Source organism: Kribbella sp. NPDC104740 (assembly GCF_055583505.1).
The window spans coordinates 282,339-305,585 of sequence record NZ_JBVJNV010000009.1 but is presented as its reverse complement, the minus strand read 5'-3'; the positions used below and the strand labels follow the sequence as shown (position 1 = coordinate 305,585).

The following is a 23,247-nucleotide window of genomic DNA, read 5'->3' as shown; positions in this document are numbered from 1 at the left end:
GAAGTCCGATGAGTGCTGCCCCGACCGTCACGTTGAGTCACGGAACCGCGATGCCGCGGCTCGGGCTCGGTACCTCGCCGCTGAACGACGACGACGCCGAGCGGGCAGTCGCGACGGCGCTCGAGCTGGGCTACCGGCTGATCGACACGGCCGAGAACTACCGCAACGAGGTCGGTGTCGGTCGGGCGCTCAAGGGTGCGCCGCGCGACGAGGTGTTCGTGACGTCGAAGTTCAACCGCCGCTGGCACAGCGTCGAAGGCGCACGGACCGCGTTCGAGGCGAGCGCGGAGAAGCTCGGAGTCGAGTACCTCGACCTGCTCCTCATCCACTGGCCGAACCCGGACCAGGACCAGTACGTCGACGCCTGGCGCGGCCTGATCGAGCTGCGAGAGGCTGGCCTGGTGCGCGCGATCGGCACGTCGAACTTCAAGCCGTCACACCTGCAGCGCCTGATCGACGAGACCGGCGTAGCTCCCGAGGTCAACCAGATCCAGTTGAGCCCGATCTGGACCAAGCAGGAGAACCGCGACTTCCACGCCGAGCACGGCATCGTGACCGAGGCGTGGAGTCCGCTCGGCAAGGGCAGCGACCTGCTGGACCGGCCGGACGTCGTACAGATCGCGAAGGACCACGGGAAGACGCCCGGGCAGGTCGTGCTGCGGTGGGAGATCCAGTTGGACGTCGTACCGATCCCGAAGTCGGCGAACCGGGAGCGTCTGGCGCAGAACCTCGACGTGTTCGACTTCGCGCTCACCGAGGAGGAGCTGGCCACGTTGTCGGCCATGGACGGGACGGGGTCGACGCCTGCGGACTCGGACCGTACTGGTCACTGACAGCACGTCCTCGGCGTCGGAGGCCGAGCCGAGCATCTCCGGTACCAGGCGCAGGTCGCGGCTGATCAGCGTGAGGCGGAGCGACTCGGCGCCGAGGCGATCGTGGAGAGCAGGTTGCGGTGAGTGACGAACTTGTTGGTCGCGGGGCCTAGGAGGTCGCGGGATCCACGAGGCCGCGGCGGTCAGGAGGTCGTGGCGCCTAGGAGGTCGCGGCGCTCAGGAAGTCGCGGGGTCCAGGACGTCGCAGGGTCGTGGAGGCTGGAGCGCTCAGGTGGTTGCGGGGTCCAGGAGGTCTCGGCGCTGAGGAGGTCGCGGGGGACCAGGAGCTTCCGGTAGCGCGGGCGCATCCGGCGCAGGTGGGCCCTACGCAGCTGGACTTCGTCCGCTTCTCGCCGGTCGGCCAGAAGTACGAGCGGCCGGGTGTGACCGCGATGAGGCGGAACGCTCACGCGCCGCGGGTCTGGGCGGCTTTCAGGCGGCGAGCCAAGTACGGGGCAGTGGCGCTGGTTTTCGATCTGGCGAGTTCGGTCGGAGTGCCGGTCGCCACGACCTGGCCGCCGGCAGTGCCGCCGCCTGGGCCCAGGTCGATCACCCAGTCGGCGGCTGCGATGGTGTCCAGGTCGTGCTCGACCAGGACGACGGTGTTGGCGGCGTCGACGAGTCGGTGGAGTTGGCGGAGCAGCAGGGCGATGTCGGCGGGGTGGAGACCGGCGGTGGGTTCGTCGAGCAGGTAGAGAGCATGGCCGCGGCGGGCTCGCTGCAACTCGGTGGCGAGCTTGATCCGTTGGGCTTCGCCACCGCTGAGCTCGGTCGCCGATTGGCCGAGTCGGAGGTAGCCGAGGCCGACGTCGCGCAGGGTCTCGAGGCTGCGCGATGCCGAGGGGACGTCGGCGAGAAACTTCGTCGCAGTGTCGACCGACATCGCCAGGACCTCCGCGATGTTCTTGCCGCGGTACGTCACCTCCAGCGTTTCGGCGTTGTACCGGGCACCGTGGCAGGTCGGGCAAGGCGCGTAGGTCCCCGGCAGGAACAGCAGCTCGACAGCGACGAATCCCTCGCCCTGGCAGGTCTCGCAGCGGCCCTCGGCCACGTTGAACGAGAACCGGCCCGCCGCGTAGCCGCGCTTCTTGGCCGTGTCCGTTCCGGCGTACAGCTTGCGGACGGCGTCGAACAGACCTGTGTACGTCGCAAGGTTGGAGCGCGGCGTCCGGCCGATCGGGCGCTGGTCGACGAGCACCAGCCGGTCGAAGGCCTCGAGCCCGGAGACGTCGTCGATCTCGAGCTCAACGGCTGAGTCATCGGGCTCCTCCGGTGTCTGGCCAAGATGCCGGCGGACGACTTCCGCGAGCACCTGGGTCACGAGTGTGGACTTGCCCGAGCCCGACACCCCGGTGACGGCAGTGAGGACGCAGAGCGGAATCTCGACCGAGACGTCGCGCAGGTTGTGCCGCGTGACGCCGCTCAGGTGAAGCCGGCCGTGCGGGGTCCGGGGACTGTGGTCGAGCGGCTCGGCGCGCCCGAACAGGTGCCGGCTGGTGATCGACTCCGCCACGGTCTCGAGGCCGGCCACCGGACCGGAGTACAGAACCTTGCCACCGCCTTCCCCCGCGCCAGGGCCGATGTCGACCACCCAGTCGGCACGCCGTACGACGTCCAGGTCATGCTCGACGACGAAGAGCGAGTTCCCGGCGGCTTTCAGCCGGTCCAACACGTCCAGCAGCGGCTCGGCATCGGCCGGGTGCAGGCCCGCGGACGGTTCGTCGAGCACGTAGACGACACCGAACAGTCCGGACCGCAGTTGCGACGCGATCCGCAGACGCTGTGCCTCGCCGGGCGAGAGCGTGGTCGAACGGCGCGCGAGGCTGAGGTACCCGAGTCCGAGGTCGAGCAGCACCGCGATGCGGGCGACGAGATCGGCACAGATCCGTACGGCGGCTTCAGTCGTCTCGCCCGACGTCGCAGTGGACGTTGTGGCGTCCGCCTCGGCCAGTTCCGCGACCGGACGGAGCACCGTGACCAGTTCGTCGAGCGGAAGCGCATTCAGGTCGGAGATCGAGTGACCGGCGAAGGTCACGGCCAGTGCTTCCGGCCGCAACCCGCTGCCGTGGCACACCGGGCACGGCACGCTCCGGACGAACCGCAACGCCCGGTCGCGCATCTGCTGACTCTTGGAGTCGGCCAGGACGTGCATGATGTGTTTGCGCGCGCTCCAGAACTTCCCGTTGTAGCCGTAGTCGACGCGGTCGCGCTCGGGCTTGATCAGGACCGACGGCTGCTCGTCGGTGTAGAGCAACCAGTCCCGGTCCTTCTTGCGCAGTTTGCGCCACGGCCGGTCGATGTCGATCCCGAGACCGTTCACGATGCTGCGAAGGTTCGCGCCCTGCCAGGCGCCCGGCCACGCGGCGATCGCCCCGTCGCGGATGCTCAGCGACGGGTCCGGGACGAGGAGTTCCTCGGTCACGTCGTGGACCACGCCCAGGCCGTGACAGTTCGGGCACGCGCCGGACGCGGTGTTCGGTGAGAACGCCTCCGCGTCGAGACGGTCCGCGCCGGGTGGATAGGTGCCGGCGCGGGAGTAGAGCATCCGGAGCAGGTTCGAGAGTGTGGTGATGGTGCCGACGCTGGATCGCGAGCTCGGTGCGCCGCGGCGCTGCTGGAGGGCGACGGCCGGTGGGAGCCCGGTGATCTCCTGGATGTGCGGTGCCCCGACCTGCTGGAGGAGGCGGCGGGCGTACGGCGCGACCGACTCGAAGTACCGGCGCTGCGCCTCGGCGTACAAGGTGCCGAAGGCAAGCGACGACTTGCCGGAGCCGGAGACGCCGGTGAAGGCAACGATCGCGTCGCGGGGGAGGTCTACGTCGACGGAACGCAGGTTGTTCTCGCGCGCGCCGCGGACCCGCACGAACGCGTCGATCGACTGGTCCGTCACGAACCTTCAGTACCCGATCGGTCCGGCGGGAATCGGAACGCACTGCGGCCCCCGGGGGATGTGGGAAGTTCCCGGGGGCCGTGGTGCTATCAACTGGGTGGCCGGTGAGGGCCGGGTGGTGGGGCGTTGGAGCCCCGCCGGGGCTGCGGCGCCGGGTGGCGCCGCAGCTTGAGGGTCGGCTGCGGCCGGAGGTGCTGCCGCAGGTTGAGTCGGCTGCGGCTGAAAGTGCTGCCGCGGGTTGGATCAGCTGCGGCTAGAGGTGCTGCCGCGGGGTGGATCAGCTGCGGCTAGAGGTGCTGCCGCGGGGTGGATCAGCTGCGGCTGGAGGTGCTGCCGCAGCTTGAGGGTCAGCTGCAGCCGGAGGTGCTGCCGCAACCCTCGCAGACGTAGCAGGAGCCGCTCGGCCGCATCTTGGTGCCACAGGTGAAGCAGAGCGGGGCGTCGACCGAGGTGCCGGTGATGAGTTCGAACATTTCGGCGGTGGTGCGGACCTCGGAGGTGACCGGCTTGGCGGCCGCCGCGTCGATCGAGGCGTCCTCGACGGCGGTGGACTTCTCGGCGACCGGCTCGACGGCCTTCAGGGACTCCGCCTCGGAGATCTCGACGGGGGCCGGTTCGTAGGAGCCGGTGTCGAGCTGGCGGGAGCGCTCGTCGGCGGAGTAGATGCCGAGGGCGGAGCGCTCGTCGAAGGGCAGGTAGTCCAGGGCCAGGCGGCGGAAGATGTAGTCCATGATCGACTGCGCCATCCGGACGTCCGGGTCGTCGGTCAGGCCGGCCGGCTCGAACTTCAGGTTGGTGAACTTCTGGACGTAGGTCTCCAGCGGTACGCCGTGCTGCAGCGCGATCGAGATCGCGATCGAGAAGGCGTCCATCACCCCGGCCAGGGTCGAGCCCTGCTTGCCCATCTTGAGGAAGACCTCGCCGAGGCCGTCGTCGGGGTACGAGCCGGCGGTCATGTAACCCTCGGCGCCGCCGACCGAGAACGACGTGGTCCGCGACGGCCGCGACTTCGGGAGCCGCTTGCGGGTCGGGCGGTACTCGACGATCTTCTCGACGATCTTCTCGGCCGCGGCCTCGGTCGACTCCGCGGCCTTCTTGGCCTTGGCGTCGGCCAGCGGCTGGCCGACCTTGCAGTTGTCGCGGTAGACCGCGAGCGCCTTCAGGCCGAGCTTCCAGCCCTGGAAGTAGACGTCGGCGATCTCCTCGACCGTCGCGGTCTCGGGCAGGTTCACGGTCTTGGAGATGGCGCCGGACAGGAACGGCTGCGCGGCCGCCATCATCCGGACGTGGCCCATCGGCTTGATCGCGCGCTCACCCATCGCGGTGTCGAAGATCTCGTAGTGCTCGGTCTTCAGGCCCGGGGCGTCGACGACGTGACCGTGCTCGGAGATGTACTCGACGATCGCCTCGATCGTCTCCTCGGTGTACCCGTACTGGCGCAGCGCCCGCGGGACGGTCTGGTTGACGATCTGCATCGAGCCGCCGCCGACCAGCTTCTTGAACTTGACCAGCGAGAAGTCCGGCTCGATGCCGGTGGTGTCGCAGTCCATCATGAAGCCGATGGTGCCGGTCGGGGCCAGCACCGAGGCCTGCGCGTTGCGCCAGCCGTTCTTCGCGCCGACCTTCAGCACGCCCTCCCACGCCGCGGTGGCGTGCTTCTGGACGTCCTTGTCGATCGCGTGCACGGTGCGGATCGCGTCGTTGGCCGCGGCGTGCTTGCGCATCACCCGGGTGTGCGCGTCCTTGTTGCGCTCGAAGCCGTCGTACGCGCCGACGATGCCGGCCAGCTCGGCCGACCGCTTGTACGACGTACCGGTCATCAGCGAGGTGATCGCGCCGGCCAGCGCGCGGCCGCCGTCGGAGTCGTAGGCGTGGCCGGTCGCCATCAGCAGGGCGCCGAGGTTGGCGTAGCCGATGCCGAGCTGGCGGTAGGCGCGGGTGGTCTCGCCGATCGCCTCGGTCGGGAAGTCGGCGAAGCAGATCGAGATGTCCATCGCGGTGATGATCAGCTCGACGGCCTTGACGAACTTCTCGGAGTCGAACATGTCGTCGTCGTTGAGGAACTTGAGCAGGTTCAGCGACGCGAGGTTGCAGGACGAGTTGTCCAGGTGCATGTACTCCGAGCACGGGTTCGACGCGGTGATCCGGCCGGTCTCCGGCGTGGTGTGCCAGTCGTTGATCGTGTCGTCGTACTGGATACCCGGGTCGGCGCAGGCCCAGGCGGCGTGGCTGATCTTGTCGAACAGCTCGCGGGCGTCGACGGTCTCGATGATCGAGTTGTCGATCCGGGCCCGCAGGCCGAACTCGCCCTTCTCCTCGACCGCGCGCATGAACTCGTCGGTGACCCGGACGGAGTTGTTCGCGTTCTGGTACTGCACCGAGGTGATGTCGCGGCCGCCGAGGTCCATGTCGTACCCGGCGTCGCGCAGGACGCGGATCTTGTCCTCCTCGCGCATCTTGGTCTCGACGAACTCCTCGATGTCGGGGTGGTCGACGTCGAGCACGACCATCTTGGCCGCGCGCCGGGTGGCGCCGCCGGACTTGATGGTGCCCGCGGACGCGTCCGCGCCGCGCATGAAGGAGACCGGGCCGGACGCCGTCCCGCCGCTGGACTGCAGCAGCTCCTTGGACGAGCGGATCCGGGACAGGTTGAGGCCGGCACCGGAGCCGCCCTTGAAGATCAGGCCCTCCTCCTTGTACCAGTTCAGGATCGAGTCCATCGAGTCGTCGACGGCGAGGATGAAGCAGGCCGACACCTGCTGCGGGGACGTCGTACCGACGTTGAACCAGACCGGCGAGTTGAAGCTGAAGTACTGGTGCAGCAGCATCCAGGTCAGCTCGTGCTCGAAGATCTCCGCGTCGGCCGGGGTGGCGAAGTAGCCCTCCTCCTCGCCGGACTTGCGGTAGGTCTTCACGACCCGGTCGAGCAGCTGCTTGAGGCTCCACTCGCGGTTGTCGTGCCCGACGGCGCCGCGGAAGTACTTGGTGGTGACGATGGTCGAGGCGTTCACGCTCCAGTAGTCGGGGAACTCGACCCCGCGCTGCTCGAAGACGGTCTCACCGGTCTTCCAGTTCTGCTGGACGACGTCGCGGCGCTCCCACGTCACGTCGTCGTAGGGGTGGACGCCCTCGGTCGTGAAGATGCGCTCGATGGTGAGTCCCGCCGGCGCGCTCTTGCGCCCGCGGAACCCGGCCGTCGACCTCTTGGTCGACCCCGAGTGGCCGGTCACCGTCTCTGTCATGGTTGCTCCTCGCCCTGTGTCTGCGGTCTGTCGGGACCGCCCCGTTGGTACTTCCCGGCGCCTGTACGGCGTACTGCTGGTGGTGCTGGTTACCGCAATCCCCGTTACGTCTGTGGAGCCACGCCCTGCGGCGCGGGCTCGGTGCCCTGCGGTTCCTTCTCGGCCCGCAGCAGCGCGATCTCGGTCTCGAAGTCGTCGGCCGACTCGAACTGCCGGTAGACGCTCGCGAACCGCAGGTAGGCCACCTCGTCGAGCTCGCGCAGCGGGCCCAGGATGGCCAGGCCGACCTCGTGGGCCGGCACCTCCGGCGAGCCGCCGCCCTTCAGCGCGTCCTCGACCTTCTGGCCGAGTCGCGACAGCGCGTCGGCGTCCACCGGCCGGCCCTTGCAGGCCTTGCTCACCCCGCGGATGACCTTCTCGCGGCTGAACGGCTCGGTCGCGCCGGAGCGCTTCACGACCGTCAGCTGCATCTGCTCGACGGTGGTGAACCGCTTCTCGCAGACCGGGCACTGTCGCCGGCGGCGGATCGCTCCGCCGTCTTCGGCCACCCGGCTGTCGACGACCCGGGAATCGCTGTGCCGGCAGTACGGACAGTGCACGGCGAATCACTCCTCCCGTGGGGGCGCCGAACGCGACGCTGTGGATCGAGCTGGGGACAACCTGTGTACGACTTGTGGGTAACCAACCACTACCTGTGGAAAATTACACCCGTGTAACCACTACATCTAGGGATGCTACGTCGCTGCTCCGACAGTTTGCAAGAACGCTGAAATCCCGCGCGCGTCTCTTTGTTCCAACACCCGCGCGGCCTCGTGTACTCCCGCGTGGCGCCGTAGCAGAGGCCCTCCGGAGGCGCAAAATACGGCGCTCCGGAGGGCCTCGGGACGGTGGCGTGTTCTAGCCAGCCGGGGGTCGGCAGAAGTCGAAGTCGCAGCCCTGGTCGGCGCCCAGCACGTGCTCGTGGAAGAGGCGCCGGTAGCCGGTCGCCGGGGTGGGAGGCGGCGGAGGCAGCTCGGCGCGGCGCCGATCCAGCTCGTCGGCGGCGACCAGGAGGTCCAGCCGCCCCTCGGAGACCGACAGCCGGATCTGGTCACCGGTCCGGACCAGTGCCAGCGGCCCACCGACAGCCGACTCCGGCGTCACGTGCAGCACGATCGTCCCGTACGCCGTACCGCTCATCCGCGCGTCCGAGATCCGCAGCATGTCCTTCACCCCGGCGCGCGCCAGCTTCCCCGGGATCGGCAGGTACCCGGCCTCCGGCATGCCCGCGCCGAGCGGCCCGGCGTTCTGCAGCACCAGTACGTCGGACGCCGTGACGTCCAGCTCCGGGTCGTCGATCCGCTCCGACAGGTCGGCCAGCGAGCTGAACACCACCGCCCGGCCGGTTGTCTCGAACAGCGCCGGGTCCGCCGCGGACCGCTTGATCAGCGCACCGGACGGCGCCAGCGAGCCCTGCAGCCAGACCAGGCCGCCCTCAGCCCGCGACGGCGAGTCCAGCGGCCTGACAACCTCTCGGTCGACCCACACGGGCCCGGCGCCGAGCCGCTCCCCCAGCGTCTCGCCGGTGACGGTCAGCGCGGACAGGTCGAGCAGGTCCCGCAGCTCGTGCAGGACGGCGGGCAGACCGCCCGACGCGTGCAGGTCCTCCATGTAGTGCGCGCCGGTCGGCTTCAGCTCGACCAGCACGGGTGTGGTCGCGCTGAGCTCGTTCAACTCGCCAGGGTCGATCCGCAAACCCAGGCGCCCGACCATGGCGGTCAGGTGGATCAGGGCGTTCGTGGAGCCGCCGATAGCCAGCAGCACGCGCAGCGCGTTCCGGACCGACGCAGCGGTGACCACCTGCGACGGCGTACGGCGCGCCAGGGCGATCTCCACAGCAGCAGTACCGGTGGCCTCGCCGATGCGGAGGCGGTCGGCGTGGACGGCCGGTGCGGTCGCGCTGTCGGGCAGTGCCATCCCCAGTGCCTCGACGATGCAGGCCATCGTGGACGCCGTACCCATGACTGCGCAGGTGCCCGCTGTGGTGGCCAGGTTGCGTTCGACGCGGTTGATCTCGGCCTCGTCGACCTCACCGGCGCGGTAGCGCGCCCAGAAGCGGCGGCAGTCAGTGCAGGCTCCCAGGCGCTCTCCCTGGTAGCGGCCGGTCGACATCGGGCCGGTGACCAGCTGGATCGCCGGGCGGCCGGCAGAGAACGCACCCATCAGCTGAGCCGGGACGGTCTTGTCGCAGCCGCCGACCAGCACCACCGCGTCCATGGGCTGTGCCCGGACCAGTTCCTCGACGTCCATCGCCATCAGGTTGCGGTAGACCATGGAGGTCGGCTCGAGGAAGCTCTCCCCCAGCGAGACCGTCGGGAACTCCATCGGCAGGCCACCGGCCGCGATGATGCCGTTGGCCACCGACCGGATCAGCTCCGGTTGCGCGCGGTGGCAGGGGTTGAAGTCGCTGGTCGACGTGGCGATACCGACCACCGGGCGGTCCAGCGACTCCGGCGACCGGCCGCTGGCGTGCAGGAACGTCCGGCGCAGGTACTTGGAGAACTCCCGGTCGCCGTAGCTGACCAGACCGCGGTAGATGCCGCTCTCGTCGCTCATCCGGCCAGCACATCATCACGCAGCTCGACACCTGGTGTCCGGGCCAGGTGCTGGAGGAGGACCCGCAGCATCTCCGGCGGTGGGACGGCGCCCGGCGTACGGACGGCGTCGGAGGCGATCAGGCCGCGGCGGAGCAGGCTGTGCTTGCGGAGCCCGAGCGCGATCCCGGACTGGAACTCGAAGTTGACCAGCGGGAGGTAGTCGCGCCAGACCTCGCGGGCCCGGTCGAAGCCGCCCTCGGAGTACGCCGTGACGCAGGCGAGCAGACCTTCGGGGACGGAGAAGCCGGTCATCGCGCCGGCCGCGCCGACCGCGAGCTCGTCGAGCAGGCAGGTGCCACCCAGGCCGCCGAAGACGGGGATGTCGAGAGCGGCCGCGAGGGTCGCGACGGCGGGCGGGCTCGGGGAGGACTCGGACTTCACAGCGACGACCTGCGGCACCGCCCGGACCGCGTGGACGAGATCGGCGGTGGCGATCGGGATGCCGGTGATCACCGGGTAGTCCTGGACGACCAGCGGGCGGTCGGTCTCCTGGGCAACGGTCGCCAGATGTTTGCCGAGGGCATCGGGGTCGGGACTGTTGACCTGGATCATCAAGCCGGTAAGGCGGTCCGCGGCGGCCGGTACGACGTTGGCCGCCTCGGCGAGAACGTCGTCGAGGGCAAGCGAACTGATGCCGAGGACAAGCGGCAGGTTGCAGGCGGCAACGACGGTGTCGACGACCGTACGGCGCTCGGCCGGGGTCAGGCGGGCGGCTTCGCCGAAGACGCCGAGGACCGTCAGGCCGGTGGCGCCGAGGCGCTCGTAGTGGGCGGCTTGGCGGGCCAGGGACTTGGTGTCGACCGCCGTACCGTCAGGGGCGAACGGGGTGGCCAGGACACCCCACACGCCGGGGGCCAGACTCATGGAGCTCCTTTCGTCGTGACCGCGGTGGCGACCGTGTAGGCCTCCAGGCTCTCGGTGCCGCCCTCGCGGCCGTAGCCGGACAGGCCGACGCCGCCGAACGGTGAAGCGGCCGAGGCGAGGGCGACCTCGTTGAGGCCGATCATGCCGACGTCGAGACCGGCGATCGCGGCGTCGGCGCGTTCGGTGCTCGCGGTGAACAGGTAGCCGGCCAGGCCGTACGGGACGGCGTTCGCCTGCTGCAGCCCGTCCTCGAGGGTGGAGAACGGGAGCAGCGGGAGGATCGGGCCGAAGGGTTCGTCGGTGAGGACGGACGCGGTGGGCGGGATGTCGGTGAGGACGGTCGGCGGGTAGAAGAAGCCGGGGCCGTCGGGCCGGACGCCGCCCGTGCGGATCTTGGCGCCGCTGGAAGAGACCAGCGCGGAAACAGCGTCGCGGCGGCGGGCGTTGGCGAGTGGGCTGAGGTTCAGACCTGAAGCGCGCTCTGCAACAGCATCAACAAAGGTGTTGTACACAGCTTCTTGGACGAAGACTCGACTCGGTGAGATGCAGACCTGGCCCGCGTTGCGGAACTTGGCGCGGACCAGGGCGTCAGCGGCTCGGCCCAACTGCTCCGCGGTGAGGTCGTCGAAGATCAGGACCGGGGCGTGGCCGCCGAGTTCGAGGGTGAGGGACTGGAGGTGCTTGGCCGAGAGGCCGACCAGGGTCTGGCCGACCGGGACCGAGCCGGTGAGCGTGATCTTCGCGATCACCGGTGAACTGATCAGGTGCTCGGACACCGCCGGAGGATCGCCGGTGATCAGGTTGACGACGCCGGGCGGGACCCCGGCGTCGTCAAGTGCCTGGACCAGCGCCGCCGCCGTACGCGGTGCTTCGACAGCGGGACACAGCACGATGCTGCAGCCGAACGCGACCGCGGGCGCGAGTTTGCGCGCGGGCAGCGATGCCGGGAAGTTCCAGGCAGTGAACGCCGCGACCGGGCCGACCGGGCGCCGCTCCACCCAGGAGCGGCGACCGGGGGCCGTCGGCAACAACCGTCCGTACGAACGCGCCGCCTCGCCGGCGAACCAGCTGAAGTACTCCGCCGACTGCCGGACCTCGGCGAGCGACTCCTCCAGCGGCTTGCCCTGCTCCTCGGTCAACACAGCCGCGATCGCCTCAGCGCGATCGAGCAACAACCGGCCAGCCTGATCGAGCACCGCAGCGCGCTCGGCGGGCGCCGTACGACGCCAGACCTCGAACCCGGCAGCCGCCGCGGCCAGCACGTCGTCCAGGTCGGCAGCGGAGGCGCCAGCGACCTCACCGACCACCTCCTCGGTGGCCGGGTTCAGGATCTCGATCACCCGGCCGTCCGACGCCGGCCGCCACTCACCACCGATGAACAGCACGCTCAGGCCTCCCGCAGCACGATCACGCTCAACGACGGCAACGGCAGTTCGACCTCGGCCTTCCAGACGCCGTCGACCGCCACCGTCGAGTCCTCGGCGAACCGCTCCAACCCCTGCCGGTCCCGAATGGTCGCCAGCTGCTCCGGCGACGGATCCTGCGGCGCGCCCAGGTCCTGCCAGACCGTGTGGCTGTTGCTGTGGCTCCGGTCGATCCGCCAGTGCTCGACCGTCCACTCCCCCGCCGTCAGCCCGGACACCTCCAGCTCCACGGCCGTCGGCTCGTCGTCCTCGAGGTACTGGTCGTCGGCATGCCGCCACACCAGTACGGCGACGCTCCCGTCCGCCGAGCTCCGCGACGCGATCACGTCGACCTCCTCACCGAGCCCGTTGCCCAGCGCACCCAGATCCGCCGTCTCGACGAGAGCGTCGGACGAGGCCTCGAGCCGCCGGTCGCCGAGCTTCGCGAACGCCCGGTACCCGTTCATCAGCGGCTTCTCCAGCCCCGACGCGGTGACGAAACTTCGCGTCCCCTCGAAGTACCGCTCGCCCTCCATCGAGAAGCTCCAGGTCGTCGCCTCGGCCACCTTCGCGGTGTGCCGCTCGTTGAGGGCGAGCACCTTCTTCATCAGCTTGGCCTGGAAGACCGGGTAGTACTCGGTGTTGCGGTAGCCGAAGTTCGCGTTGTCGTAGATCCCCCAGTGCGCGGGCACCGAGGCGTCGCACTCGTCGACGATCGCCGGCAGCCCGGCGTACGCCGGGAACTCCTCCATCACGGCCAGCATCCGGTCGATCTCGCGCAGCATCTTGGTCGTCGACGGGGACTGCTTGACGGGCGCGGCCGCGCCGATCGGGCCGTAGACGCGCCACGGCGAGAACGCCGAGCCCTTGGTGTGGAACGAGACGAAGTCGAGCGGCAATGAGCGGTCCGAGCACGCCTGCAGGAAGCTCCGCATGAACGCGACGCCCTTGTCTCCACCGGTCACCGTCGGACCGCCGACGCGCCCCGACGGAAGCACGCTGCGGATCGCCGCGGCGGTCACGGCGTACAGGTCGTGGAACTCTTCGGGCGTGCCGCGCCAGTAGAAGATGTCCGGCTCGTTCCACAGCTCCCACAGCCAGCTCGACACCTCTTCCTCGCCGTACCGATCGAGGCAGTGCTGCGCGAGCGCGGCGACCAGGCCGCCCCACTTGTCGTAGTCCTTCGGCGGGTACGACCACAGCCCGGCCTCGTACTCGCTGTACTGCGTCGGGCTGCTCTCGAAGGCGAACTCGGCCTTCGCGTGATCGGGGACCAGGGCAAGCGGTGTGAACGCCAGCTCCACCAACGGGTGATGGCCCGCGGCAACGATCGTGTCGTAGGTCTGGTCGGCAATGGTGAAGTCGTAGTACGGGTTGCCGTCGGCATCTTCGTGGTAGACGTTGCCGCTGCCCCAGTGCGGCAGGCCGAGGCCGGTGCCGCTGTTGAACACGTAGTGCGGCCGGACGTGGTACGGCGTCTCGGCGAAGCCGCCGATCGTCTGCAGGGTCCGGCGGCCCTGCGGGGTGTAGGTCCAGTTGATCTCGTCGTACCCGAGGCTGGCCCACGGCCGGTCGAGCAGCCCGAGGTCCGCGGTCGCGTCGACGCTGACGCGGGCCCGGCGGACGTGCGCGGCGCCGGGGTCCGACGGCGTGTACGGCACCTCCTGGACGCCGCTGCGGGAGCTGTTCTGGTCAGGCAGATCGGTCTCGGTGGTCATCTCAACCTTTCAGTCCGGTGCTGCTGATGCCCTGGATGATGAAGCGCTGGGCGAAGAGGAAGACGAGCAGAGGCGGTGTCACGGCGAGGATCGTCGAGGCCATCACGACGCCGTAGTCGATGTCGCCGTACGCCGACCGGAAGGTGACCAGGGCCAGCGGCAACGTCTGCATGCCGGGCGAGCTGGTCGAGATCAGCGGCCAGAGGAAGTCGTTCCAGGCGCCGAGGAAGACCAGGATCCCGAGCGTCGCGAGGGCCGGCCGGATCAGCGGCAGCACGACGTGCCGGTAGGTCTGCCAGGCATTCGCGCCGTCCACCCGGGCTGCGTCGGTGAGGTCGTCGGGCAGGTTGACGATGAACTGGCGGATCAGCACGACGCCGAGCAGCGACACGATGTGCGGCAGCGCGAGCGCGCCGTACGTGTTGAGCAGGCCGAGCTTGTTGAACTGCTGGAACAGCGGGACCAGCACGACCTCGCTCGGGATCAGCATGGTGACCAGCAACAGGCCCAGTACGACGCTGTTGCCGCGGAACGGCAACCGGGCCAGTGCGTAGCCGGCCATCGAGCAGACGATCAGAGCAAGCACTGTGGCGCTCACGGCAACGACCATGCTGTTGAAGAAGGCAACGAAGATGTTGACCGCACGGCCGCCGGGGTCGACGAGCATGCTCCAGTTCGCGGTCGTTGCCTCGGTCGGCCAGATCCGGTTGCCGTTGGCAGTGGATCCCTCGAACGACGAGGAGAGGGCCCAGAGCAATGGCAGCGCCCAGAGCAGCGCCATCACGATCGAGATACCGGTGACGATCCAGCGCTTAGCCATGGCTGGCAGCCCTCCTGGTCAGGACCTGCTGGACGATCGCGACCAGCAGGATCACCAGCGCGAGGACCCAGCCGATCGCGGCGGCGTACCCGGTCCGGAAGTCACGGAAGCCGGTCTCGTAGAGCATCTGGAGCACCACGCGGGTGCTGCCGCTCGGGCCGCCGGCGGTCAGCAGGTAGACCTGCTCGAAGACCTTGAACGAGTCGATCAGCCGGAGCAGGATCACCAGGCCGAGCACCGGTGCGATCCCCGGCAGCGTCACGTACCGGAACTGCTGCCAGGCGCTCGCGCCGTCGATCCGGGCCGCCTCGTAGAGCGGTTTCGGGATGTCCTGGAGCGCGGCCAGCAGGATCAGCAGCGGGAAGCCGACGCGCCACCAGAGCGTCAGCAGCACCACGGCGCCCATCGCCTGGCCGGGCTCGGTGAGCCACTGCTGGGCCGGCAGCCCGAACTTCTCCAGCACGGTGTTGAGCGATCCGTTGACCGGGTTCAGCACCAGGTTCCAGATCAGCGCGACCGCTGCCCCGGGCAACAAGTACGGCGAGACGAACGCGGCGCGCAGGATGTTGCGGCCGGACAGATCGCGATTCAGCACCAGCGCCAGGATCAGCCCGACCGCGATCAGGATCGGCACGTTCAGGACGACGAACAGCAGCGTGTGCCCGAAGGCGGCCCGGAAGTCGCTGTCGCGGGCCAGGCCGAGGTAGTTGTCCAGGCCAACGAAGCCACCGGTGCCGTCGGCAACGTTGACGTCCGTCGTACTGAGGAACAGGCCGCTGACGATCGGGACGGCCCAGAGCAGCAGGTAGAGGATGGCGAACGGGGTCAGGAAGAGGATCGCGGCGCGGCCGCGGGTGCGGCCCTTGACGGTCTCGACCTTCGGCCGCGTCCGGGCCGAGATCCTGGTGGTCGCGACACTCATGACGGCTCCTTCATCGTCACCGTGGCGCGGGCCGCGGCCCGGCGCAGCTCGTCCTCCACCTTCGCGCCCTGGTAGACCACGTCGTCCATGGCGTCGTTGAGGTACTGGTAGGCCTGGTTCCAGCGGTACGCGTACGGCGCGAAGCGCGCGTGCTTGGCCTGGTCGATGAACACCGACATCTTCTGCAGCAGCGGATCCTTGCTCGCGGCAACCGGTGCGACGGCGGCCTTGCTGGCCGGGGCCTGCGCACCGGCCCAGTCGACACTGCCGTTCTTGACCAGCCAGCCGATGAACTTCTGCGCCTCGGTCCGGATCCAGTCGTCGTTGTTGCGCTGCTTCGGGATGCAGTAGATGTGCGAGGTCGCGACCACGGCGCGCGGCCCGTCGAAGAACTGCGGCAGCGGCGCGACGTCGAGCTCGGTCCCGCGCTCCTTGTTCGTCTTCAGCAGCTGCGCCAGGCCCCACGGGAAGGTGAAGGTCATCCCCACCTTCTGGTCGCTGAACAGCTGCCCGACCTGTACGCCGGTGATCAGCTGCTGCGGCTCGACCTTGTACTTGTGCACCAGGTCCTGTTCGAAGTGCGCCGCCTCGATCCCGGCGTCGCTGGCGAACAGCGCCTGGCTGCGTTCGTCGATCAGGTCGCCGCCGGCCTGCCAGTTCAGACTGAGCCACGGCATCCAGACCCCGGTCTCGCGGACGAAGCCCCACGGGCCGATCTTCTTCAGCGCCTGCGCCGCGGCGAGGAACTCGGCGCCGTTGGTCGGCGGCTTGTCCGGGTCGAGCCCGGCCTTGGCGAACAGCTGGCGGTTGTACCCGAGCGCCTGCGGGCCGGTGCTCATCGTCACGCCGTACAGCTGCTCGTCGATCTGGCCGAGCTGCCAGGTGCCGTCGATGAAGTCGTCGGTGCTGAGGCCGAGGTCGCCGAGGTCGATCGAGTGCAGGAAGCGTTTCAGCGGCGGGATCTCGTAGCTGTGCAGCGCGACGATCGCCGGAGGCGCGCCGGCCAGCGACGCGGTCAGGATCTTGGTCAGGTAGTCACCGCCGTACGCCGGTGAGCTGAACCGGATCGTCACGTCGTCCTGCGACTTGTTGTACCGGTCGACGATGGTCTGCATCAGACCGCCGTCGCCGCCGGTGTAGAAGGTGGTGAACTCGAGCACGCGACCGCCCCCGCGGGTCGTGTCGTCGAACGGTGAGGAGCAGTTCGCGAGCGCTGTGCTCGCGGCTCCTGAGGCGGCCAGCGCCAGCAACCGGCGCCGGGACAGTGTGGGCAGCACGGAGCTCTCCCTCTGACGGAGCGGTGTCATGAGCGGATCGGCCGGCCTCGCGCGGGGCCGGCGGGCGGTGAGGAACCGGGCCGGGATCTCCGGCCGCTGCCTCTCCCCGTGGCGTGTTCTACGAGTTAGCCTGATCTCGGCGTTGTCAAAAGTCAATGGTTAACAATCGACCATTTACACCGATGTACTCAGCACCGATGGAGGAATCGTTGTGGCCGGTCCCCTCGACCAGCTCGCCCTGCAGACCGAACGCAGCCCCGCGCTGTGGGCCACGGTCGTGCCGGCGATCCGGCAGATGATCGTCACCGGCGCCCTCGCTCCCGGCGAGCACCTCCCCGAGGGCGAGCTGGCGAAGGCGTTGCAGATGAGCCGCGGCCCGATCCGCGAGGCCCTGATCGAGCTCGAGCGCGAAGGGCTCGTCGTACTCCGGCGGCATCGCGGCGCGCAGGTGATCACGCTGACCGCGGAGGACGTGGAGGAGATCTACACGCTCCGGCTCAGCCTGGAGCGGCTGGCGATCGAGCGAGCGCTCCCCCGGCTCGGCGCCGAGCACCTCGCCGCGATGGACGAGGTGCTCGAGCAGATGCGAGCGCTCGGGCCGGACTATGCGCCGCAGACGGCGCTGGATCTCGATCTGGCGTTTCATGGAGTGCTGTACGACGCGGCCGGCCACGCGCGGCTGGACCGCGCGTGGCAGCAGATCCGGAGCCAGGTGGCGATGTTCCTGCACTCACGGCACGTCGTACGGCGGGATTTCCATGAGATCGCGTACGCCGAGCATCAAGCGATTCGGGATGTGTTGGTCGGGGGTGATCCGGCGGCTGCGGCGGGGGTGATCGAGGATCATCTGATGGGGTCGTACCACCGGTTGATCGAAGCTCGGCCGGAGAGCTAGCTCAGGGCCTGGGCTTCGGCGACGATCTGGGTGCGACGCTCAGCGGAGAGGCTGGCCTGAGTGCGGGCGTAGACCGCCAGTACGGCGTACTGGCGTTGACCCAACAGCGTCGTCATCGTGGAGATGGCCGACTGGCTAGCACCTGAGGTGAGGATGAGGTTGGCCAGGCCGGTCTGGGTGGCGACGATGTGGAAGCGGGACTCGGCGCTGTCGGCCTTGATGACGTGCTCGCCGGTGGCGAGGGTCGTTGTGTCGACCAGAGCGCCGTTCTCGATCGGCTTGCCGTCGAGGGTGATCGTCGCGGGCCCGCTGACGGCGATCCGCAGCTGCTGTGCGCGATCAACCTTCTGACCTGCGGCAGGGCTGAGCACAACCGGCTTACGGCGCTGCAGGAACGCCGAGTTCCACCCGTACAGCTCCGCCGGGCGATTCGTGATGATGCCGTCGACGCCCGCCTTCTCCAGCGCGTCCCACCGAGTCGCGTCGTCGACCGTCCACACGTTCACCGCGACGCCCAGCGCGTGCAGCTCGGCGACGATGCCCGGGCGGGTCCGGAACGCGGCGTCCGACGGGTTGTACGCCGCGAGCCCGAGATCCTTCGCGATCGCGACCGGGTCGGGGTCGAGCGTGCTGCGCAGCAGCCCGAGCGGGAGCTCCGGCGCCAGCTCGTGCATCCAGCGCAGGTGCTGCGGCTCGAAGCTCTGCACGAAGACGCGGCTCGCCATCGAGCGGCTGCGGATCTCGGTGACGATCCGCGCGACCGACTCCCGGGTGTGCGCGCCCTTCACCTCCAGCAGCAGGTTGCCGCCGCGGGTCTTGAGGCCGTCGAGCTGCTGCCCGAGCGTCGGAACCCGCTGCCCGGCGAAGGCGGGCGCGAACCACGAACCCGCGTCGAGCCCGGCGACCTGCGCCGCGGTCAGGTTCCGTACGGCGCCGGTCCCGTCGGTCGTCCGGTCGACGGTGTCGTCGTGCAGGATCACCGGTACGCCGTCCTTCGTCGGCTGCACGTCGTTCTCGATCCACTCCGCGCGCGCCCGGCGGGCGATCTCGTCGGACGCGGCCGTGTTCTCCGGCGCCGCGCTCGACCCGCCGCGGTGCGCCCACACCCGCAGCGGGTCACCGGCCTTGCGGACGAACGACTCCTTCGCGAGCGGCGTCACCTTCAGGTCGTCGAACGACACCGTCGCGCCGTTCACCAGCAACGCCTGTACGCCGGTCGTGCTGCGGTTGACCATCGTGGTGCGTAGGGCCTCGCGGCCCTCGACGTACCAGGTGGCCCGCGCGCCACGGACCTCGACCGCGACGGCGACCTCCTTGCCGACGCCGACCGTGATCGGCGCGGCCGCGGTGTCGGTGACGTTCCAGGTGTTCGCCGGGGTGCGCTGCGCGAACTCCAGGCCGTTCGCGGCGGTCGCGCCGTTGCGCATCGTCGCGATCGACCACGGGACGGCGCCCGTCGGGGCGAGGTCGAGGCCGAAGGCGACCCAGCGGCCGGCGTCGACCGCCGACTCGAAGCGCAGGTGGCTCTCGATGCGGAAGTCGGTGAGCGGGGTGCCGAAGGTGATCCGGCTGAGCTGGCTGGCAGTGGCCGACGTACCGGTGAGGCGGCCGTTCTGGACCTTCCAGGTGCCGTCGACGACGGTCCAGCCGGCGGGGAGGGTGGTGCCGTCGAAGGTCTCGTCGATCGTGGGCGTGAGCTGCTCGATGGTCGGCGACGTCTGCTGCGCGGTCGGCTCGGCGACCGGTTCGGCGACGGCGGTCGGGGCGGTGAGGACGGCGGTCACGGTCGCGCTGGTGACCAGGGCGGCGAGGACAGCCCGGGGGCGGCGGGAGGTGAGCTTCATGCCACCCGACCGTAGAAAACTCACGCGAACGGAGCCAGAGCCGGTGATGAACTGCCCACCAACGCGCGGTGGAGCGGGCGATAGGTGAGGATGGCGGCATGAAGCCGGTCATTCTCGACGTCGACACCGGGCTCGACGACGCCTGCGCCCTGCTCCTCGCCGCCCGCCACCCCGGGCTCGACCTGAAAGCCGTCACCTGCGTCGGCGGCAACGTCGGCCTGGACGAGGTCGTGGTCAACACCCTCACCGTCCTCGACGCGGCCGGGCGACCCGACGTACCGGTGGCTCGCGGTGCGGCCCTTCCCTTCCTGCAGCCGGTGCACACCGCACCGCACGTCCACGGCAAGGACGGCCTCGGCGACCTGGACTGGCCGAAGTCACCGCGTACGCCGGACGCCCGGCACGCCGTCGAACTCCTGCGCGACGTACTGCTGGAAGCAGCGTCGTCGGGCGAGCTGATCACGCTGATCCCACTCGCCCCGATGACGAACATCGCCCTGCTGCTCCGCACCTACCCGGAGGCAGCGCGCGGCCTGCGAGAGATCGTCTTCATGGGCGGCGCGGCCGGCATCGGAAACGCCACAGCCTCAGCAGAATTCAACATCTGGACCGACCCCGAGGCAGCCGCGGTCGTCCTCGCAGCATCCGGCGAGCTCGGCGTGCCGGTGACGATGTACGGCTTGGACGTCTTCTACGACGTCCAAATCACCCTCCCCGAGGCCGCAGCCCTCGCAGGCTCGACGTCGGGCAACTTGGCCCACCGCCTGATCGAACGCCGCGCCGAGCTCTACCGCGCCCCTCAAGCCAGCATCGGCGACGGCGGCGCCGTCTGCGCAGTCATCGACCCAGAGGGCCTGACCACCCAGGAGTTCCCACTCCGCGTAGAACTCTCCGGCAGCTGGTCCCGCGGCCGAACCATCGTCGACACCCGAGACTGGACAGGCGACCTCACCTCAGACCCGCATGGCGCTTCCCCGACGGTCGTTCGCGTCGCGACCGCGGTGGACAGCCGCCGGTACGCCGACCTGTGGCTGTCGACGGTGAAGTAAGAGCTGGTACGCCCGGTCGAACGCCTGCCGATAGGTGCTGACTAGCGGACGGGGACGTCCAGCGTCTGCCCGGGGACCACATCGGCAACCGTGCGGAGGTTGTTGAGGTCGGCGATCTGTTCGACGACGACCGCGGGGTTGTCCGACGGGTTGGTGGACTGGGCGATCGACCAGAGGGTGTCCCCGGCGCCGACCTGGACCTGGACGGTGCGGGTGAACTGGGGCTCGGGGTCGAGGGCGCCGGCGATGCGGAGGCCGAGGACGGCGATGGCGGCGCCGAAGATCAGGATCGAGAGGGTGGTCAGGACGGCGCGGCCGCGGCGGGTGAGCTGCAGGGCCGACGGTTCGATCTCGGCGACCTGTTGGCGGCCGGCCGGGCGGTGGACGCGGGTCGGCGCGGGCACCAGCTGCAGGCGCGGGCGGGGATCCAGGTCGGTGCCGGAGCAGGCGCGGACGCCGAGCGGGTCGGACGTCGTACCGTCGATCCGGCGGCGACGCCGAGGCGTCGTCGGGGCGGAGACTTCCGCCGACCGCCGGGCAGGCGTGGGCATCGCGGGAGGCTGCAGCTGGGCGCCCGTGGTGGGGGCTGCCTGCTGGGCTTGTGCTGCCAGAGCCGCTGTGCTCATCGGATCCTCCAGACCCTTTGCCAGACCGTGCCGTGCTGTCGTTCTTCGCTGTCGATCTCTGTCTATCGGGCGGCTCCGACAGTTTTCGTTCGAAGCCGTTCCCGAACACCTGTTCGATCGAACGTCTGTACGAATGATTAACCGCCGGCCACCCGATCCGCAACTGTTCCAACCAGGACACGCCGAGGAAATTCCCGCCCTATAACCCGACACACGAACAAACGTGCGAACCGACACGCCTTCGAACAGATGTTTGAAGAATCTCAGGATTCGGTCTAACGTCGTGCTCACGCCGATCACGCAAGGCCGAGCCGAGCGACGTTCCGGCGCCGGCCCCCGACCCGAGGAGTGACCACCGATGGCCAGGACGAGCGGTTCCAGCAAGGGCAGCGGTTCGAGCAAGGACAGCGGCACCGCGCGCGGTGCCACCGAGCCGACCGTTTCCGAGCTGCCCGACGGCCCGGCCGACGCGACCGGCCTGACCCCGCGCCAGCGCCGGGTGCTGGACGTCATCCGGGACTCCGTCGACAGCCGCGGGTACCCGCCGTCGATGCGCGAGATCGGCGAGAAGGTCGGGCTGACCAGCTCCTCCTCGGTCTCCCACCAGCTCCGCGTGCTCGAGCAGAAGGGCCTGCTCCGCCGCGACCCGAACCGGCCGCGCGCGATCGAGGTCCGCTATCCGGGCGAAGTCGCCGACGCGGCGCGTCGCAACTCGCTGGGCTCGGTGCGGCAGACGTCGTACGACGAGACCGGCGCCGGTGACGCGCACCCGGCCGCGGTCTACGTCCCGGTCGTCGGGCAGATCGCCGCCGGTAACCCGATCCTGGCCGAGCAGGACATCGAGGAGGTCTTCCCGTTGCCCAAGGCAATGGTTGGCGAAGGCACCTTGTTCATGCTGAAGGTCAAGGGAGAGTCGATGATCGAGGCCGCGATCTGCGACGGCGACTGGGTCGTCGTGCGTCAGGAGCAGACCGCGGAGAACGGTGACATCGTCGCTGCCATGATCGACGGCGAGGCGACCGTGAAGACGTTCAAGAAGACCGCGAACGAGGTCTGGCTGCTGCCGCACAACCCGGCGTTCGAGCCGATCGACGGACACAACGCGACGATCCTCGGAAAGGTCGTAACAGTTCTGCGGCGTGTCTGACATCTCAGACGGCGCGCGAAGTCGGGCGTGTCGTGTCAGCATTGAGCTATGACGACTGTCTATGACTTCAGCGCCAAACGGATCGAAGGCAATGAACAGTCTCTTGCCGACTTCCGCGACCAGGTGCTCCTGGTGGTGAACACGGCGTCGCAGTGCAGCCAGACCCCGCAGTACACGGGTTTGCAGAAGCTCTACAAGAGTTACCGGAAACAAGGCTTTTCGGTTCTGGGCTTCCCCTGCGACCAGTTCGGCCACCAGGAGCCCGGCGACGAGAACGAGATCGCGAACTTCTGCTCGACGATCTACCACGTGACGTTCCCGATGTTCGCCAAGATCGACGTGAACGGGTCGAAAACCCTGCCGCTGTACAACTGGCTGAAGCGCGAGGCCGGTGGGCTGCTCGGCGGGCGGATCAAGTGGAACTTCACCAAGTTCCTGGTCGGGCGGGACGGCACGGTGATCGCGCGGTATGCGCCGACCGCTACGCCGGAGAAGCTCGCGGACAAGGTCGAGGCGGCGCTGGCGATGCCGGCGCCGAGTCGGCAGCAGGAATCCAGCGACTGATCAGCTGTTTGATCGGTGGGATCGATTCCCTACGACAGAGAATGTCTCAGTGTCGCAGGGGATTCGGTGCGAGGAGCCTGGTGACGCTCGCGTGGTCGCGCCGCGAGACCCAGCGGCGAGTCGGAGTTCGGCGGGTGGTGAGTCGATGTGGGCTGTGCGGCGAGGGCCGGTATTTGTTGGAGTAGCACGCCGATAGCTGGTCCGCGCGGTGCTTTGGCTGATGAGTCCACTCAGCCGCGTGTGGCGAACCGGCGCAGTTGGTCTGATGGGGTACGCCGGGCGCCGGGGTCGCGTCCTCCAACCCGCGCATGAACTCACCGGTCGGCGTCAGCGTCGGGTTCAACGCGGTCAACAGCCGCGTCAAGGCGCTCGCTCGCATCGGGGTTCGGTGCAATGGGGCCTGCGCCAGCCCGAGGTCGAGATCCGCAAGCCGACGTCGCCGATGCTGCCGATGCCGGTCAGGGCAGGTAGGTGCGCG

The 23,247-nt window shown here is 69.2% G+C and carries 17 protein-coding genes; 5 read left to right on the top strand and 12 right to left on the bottom strand.

Annotation, left to right across the window (positions count from 1 at the left end; all coding sequences use genetic code 11):
* The first annotated feature begins 8 nt into the window (after positions 1-8).
* The gene (locus ACZ6Z4_RS35500) at positions 9-833 is read left to right on the top strand and encodes an aldo/keto reductase (protein ID WP_465575353.1); all 825 of its coding nucleotides are present in this window, start codon (positions 9-11) and stop codon (positions 831-833) included.
* Positions 834-1,278: 445 nt separating this feature from the next.
* Here the strand turns inward: ACZ6Z4_RS35500 and uvrA are convergent, their stop codons facing one another.
* The 10 genes from uvrA to ACZ6Z4_RS35450 form a co-directional block, all read right to left on the bottom strand.
* The gene (uvrA, locus tag ACZ6Z4_RS35495; protein WP_465575348.1) at positions 1,279-3,762 is read right to left on the bottom strand and encodes an excinuclease ABC subunit UvrA; all 2,484 of its coding nucleotides are present in this window, start codon (positions 3,760-3,762) and stop codon (positions 1,279-1,281) included.
* Positions 3,763-4,109: 347 nt separating this feature from the next.
* Positions 4,110-7,004, bottom strand: coding sequence for a vitamin B12-dependent ribonucleotide reductase (locus ACZ6Z4_RS35490; RefSeq protein WP_465575344.1), 2,895 nt, complete (start codon positions 7,002-7,004; stop codon positions 4,110-4,112).
* Positions 7,005-7,108: 104 nt separating this feature from the next.
* On the bottom strand, positions 7,109-7,603 hold the full coding sequence (gene nrdR / locus ACZ6Z4_RS35485) for a transcriptional regulator NrdR (protein ID WP_363677283.1): 495 nt from the start codon (positions 7,601-7,603) through the stop codon (positions 7,109-7,111).
* A 298-nt stretch (positions 7,604-7,901) separates the two neighbouring features.
* Positions 7,902-9,599, bottom strand: coding sequence for a dihydroxy-acid dehydratase (locus tag ACZ6Z4_RS35480; RefSeq protein ID WP_465575338.1), 1,698 nt, complete (start codon positions 9,597-9,599; stop codon positions 7,902-7,904).
* Complete coding sequence (locus ACZ6Z4_RS35475) at positions 9,596-10,504, bottom strand: dihydrodipicolinate synthase family protein (RefSeq protein WP_465575335.1); 909 nt, start codon at positions 10,502-10,504, stop codon at positions 9,596-9,598. The genes ACZ6Z4_RS35480 and ACZ6Z4_RS35475 overlap by 4 nt, the downstream gene beginning before the upstream one ends.
* Positions 10,501-11,889 (bottom strand): NAD-dependent succinate-semialdehyde dehydrogenase, encoded by a 1,389-nt coding sequence (locus ACZ6Z4_RS35470; RefSeq protein ID WP_465575332.1) that lies wholly within the window; start codon positions 11,887-11,889, stop codon positions 10,501-10,503. The genes ACZ6Z4_RS35475 and ACZ6Z4_RS35470 overlap by 4 nt, the downstream gene beginning before the upstream one ends.
* A gap of 2 nt (positions 11,890-11,891) precedes the next feature.
* Positions 11,892-13,625, bottom strand: coding sequence for a GH39 family glycosyl hydrolase (locus ACZ6Z4_RS35465; protein WP_465575329.1), 1,734 nt, complete (start codon positions 13,623-13,625; stop codon positions 11,892-11,894).
* 1 nt (position 13,626) lies between these two features.
* Positions 13,627-14,445: a carbohydrate ABC transporter permease gene (locus ACZ6Z4_RS35460; RefSeq protein ID WP_465575326.1), complete on the bottom strand. Its 819-nt coding sequence runs from the start codon at positions 14,443-14,445 to the stop codon at positions 13,627-13,629.
* The gene (locus ACZ6Z4_RS35455; RefSeq protein WP_465575321.1) at positions 14,438-15,367 is read right to left on the bottom strand and encodes a carbohydrate ABC transporter permease; all 930 of its coding nucleotides are present in this window, start codon (positions 15,365-15,367) and stop codon (positions 14,438-14,440) included. Before ACZ6Z4_RS35455 ends, ACZ6Z4_RS35460 begins: the two co-directional genes overlap by 8 nt.
* A complete protein-coding gene (locus ACZ6Z4_RS35450; protein ID WP_465575318.1) occupies positions 15,364-16,644 on the bottom strand; it encodes an ABC transporter substrate-binding protein in 1,281 nt (426 codons plus the stop codon). Before ACZ6Z4_RS35450 ends, ACZ6Z4_RS35455 begins: the two co-directional genes overlap by 4 nt.
* Before the next feature lie 211 nt (positions 16,645-16,855).
* Here ACZ6Z4_RS35450 and ACZ6Z4_RS35445 point away from each other — a divergent pair, with 211 nt between their 5' ends.
* Positions 16,856-17,539, top strand: coding sequence for a GntR family transcriptional regulator (locus ACZ6Z4_RS35445; protein WP_465575315.1), 684 nt, complete (start codon positions 16,856-16,858; stop codon positions 17,537-17,539).
* Here the strand turns inward: ACZ6Z4_RS35445 and ACZ6Z4_RS35440 are convergent.
* Positions 17,536-19,383 (bottom strand): glycerophosphodiester phosphodiesterase, encoded by a 1,848-nt coding sequence (locus ACZ6Z4_RS35440; RefSeq protein WP_465575313.1) that lies wholly within the window; start codon positions 19,381-19,383, stop codon positions 17,536-17,538. The genes ACZ6Z4_RS35445 and ACZ6Z4_RS35440 overlap by 4 nt on opposite strands.
* Before the next feature lie 98 nt (positions 19,384-19,481).
* Between ACZ6Z4_RS35440 and ACZ6Z4_RS35435 the strand changes: the two genes are divergently transcribed.
* Positions 19,482-20,432, top strand: a complete 951-nt coding sequence (locus tag ACZ6Z4_RS35435; protein ID WP_465575310.1) for a nucleoside hydrolase — start codon at positions 19,482-19,484, stop codon at positions 20,430-20,432.
* A 41-nt stretch (positions 20,433-20,473) separates the two neighbouring features.
* On the opposite strand, the gene ACZ6Z4_RS35430 is transcribed toward ACZ6Z4_RS35435, so the two are convergent.
* Positions 20,474-21,058, bottom strand: a complete 585-nt coding sequence (locus ACZ6Z4_RS35430; protein WP_465575307.1) for a LysM peptidoglycan-binding domain-containing protein — start codon at positions 21,056-21,058, stop codon at positions 20,474-20,476.
* A gap of 358 nt (positions 21,059-21,416) precedes the next feature.
* Between ACZ6Z4_RS35430 and lexA the strand changes: the two genes are divergently transcribed.
* Positions 21,417-22,205, top strand: a complete 789-nt coding sequence (lexA, locus tag ACZ6Z4_RS35425; RefSeq protein ID WP_465575304.1) for a transcriptional repressor LexA — start codon at positions 21,417-21,419, stop codon at positions 22,203-22,205.
* A 48-nt stretch (positions 22,206-22,253) separates the two neighbouring features.
* The gene (locus ACZ6Z4_RS35420) at positions 22,254-22,769 is read left to right on the top strand and encodes a glutathione peroxidase (protein ID WP_363677302.1); all 516 of its coding nucleotides are present in this window, start codon (positions 22,254-22,256) and stop codon (positions 22,767-22,769) included.
* The last annotated feature ends 478 nt before the right edge of the window (positions 22,770-23,247 follow it).

Bases quoted from the DNA above. Each gene is read 5' to 3' on its own strand.
- ACZ6Z4_RS35500 (WP_465575353.1), top strand. From the start codon at position 9: ATGAGTGCTGCCCCGACCGTCACGTTGAGTCACGGAACCGCGATGCCG.
- ACZ6Z4_RS35490 (WP_465575344.1), bottom strand. From the start codon at position 7,004: ATGACAGAGACGGTGACCGGCCACTCGGGGTCGACCAAGAGGTCGACG.
- ACZ6Z4_RS35480 (WP_465575338.1), bottom strand. From the start codon at position 9,599: ATGAGCGACGAGAGCGGCATCTACCGCGGTCTGGTCAGCTACGGCGAC.
- ACZ6Z4_RS35475 (WP_465575335.1), bottom strand. From the start codon at position 10,504: ATGAGTCTGGCCCCCGGCGTGTGGGGTGTCCTGGCCACCCCGTTCGCC.
- ACZ6Z4_RS35465 (WP_465575329.1), bottom strand. From the start codon at position 13,625: ATGACCACCGAGACCGATCTGCCTGACCAGAACAGCTCCCGCAGCGGC.
- ACZ6Z4_RS35460 (WP_465575326.1), bottom strand. From the start codon at position 14,445: ATGGCTAAGCGCTGGATCGTCACCGGTATCTCGATCGTGATGGCGCTG.
- ACZ6Z4_RS35455 (WP_465575321.1), bottom strand. From the start codon at position 15,367: ATGAGTGTCGCGACCACCAGGATCTCGGCCCGGACGCGGCCGAAGGTC.
- ACZ6Z4_RS35440 (WP_465575313.1), bottom strand. From the start codon at position 19,383: ATGAAGCTCACCTCCCGCCGCCCCCGGGCTGTCCTCGCCGCCCTGGTC.
- ACZ6Z4_RS35435 (WP_465575310.1), top strand. From the start codon at position 19,482: ATGAAGCCGGTCATTCTCGACGTCGACACCGGGCTCGACGACGCCTGC.
- ACZ6Z4_RS35430 (WP_465575307.1), bottom strand. From the start codon at position 21,058: ATGAGCACAGCGGCTCTGGCAGCACAAGCCCAGCAGGCAGCCCCCACC.
- lexA (WP_465575304.1), top strand. From the start codon at position 21,417: ATGGCCAGGACGAGCGGTTCCAGCAAGGGCAGCGGTTCGAGCAAGGAC.
- ACZ6Z4_RS35420 (WP_363677302.1), top strand. From the start codon at position 22,254: ATGACGACTGTCTATGACTTCAGCGCCAAACGGATCGAAGGCAATGAA.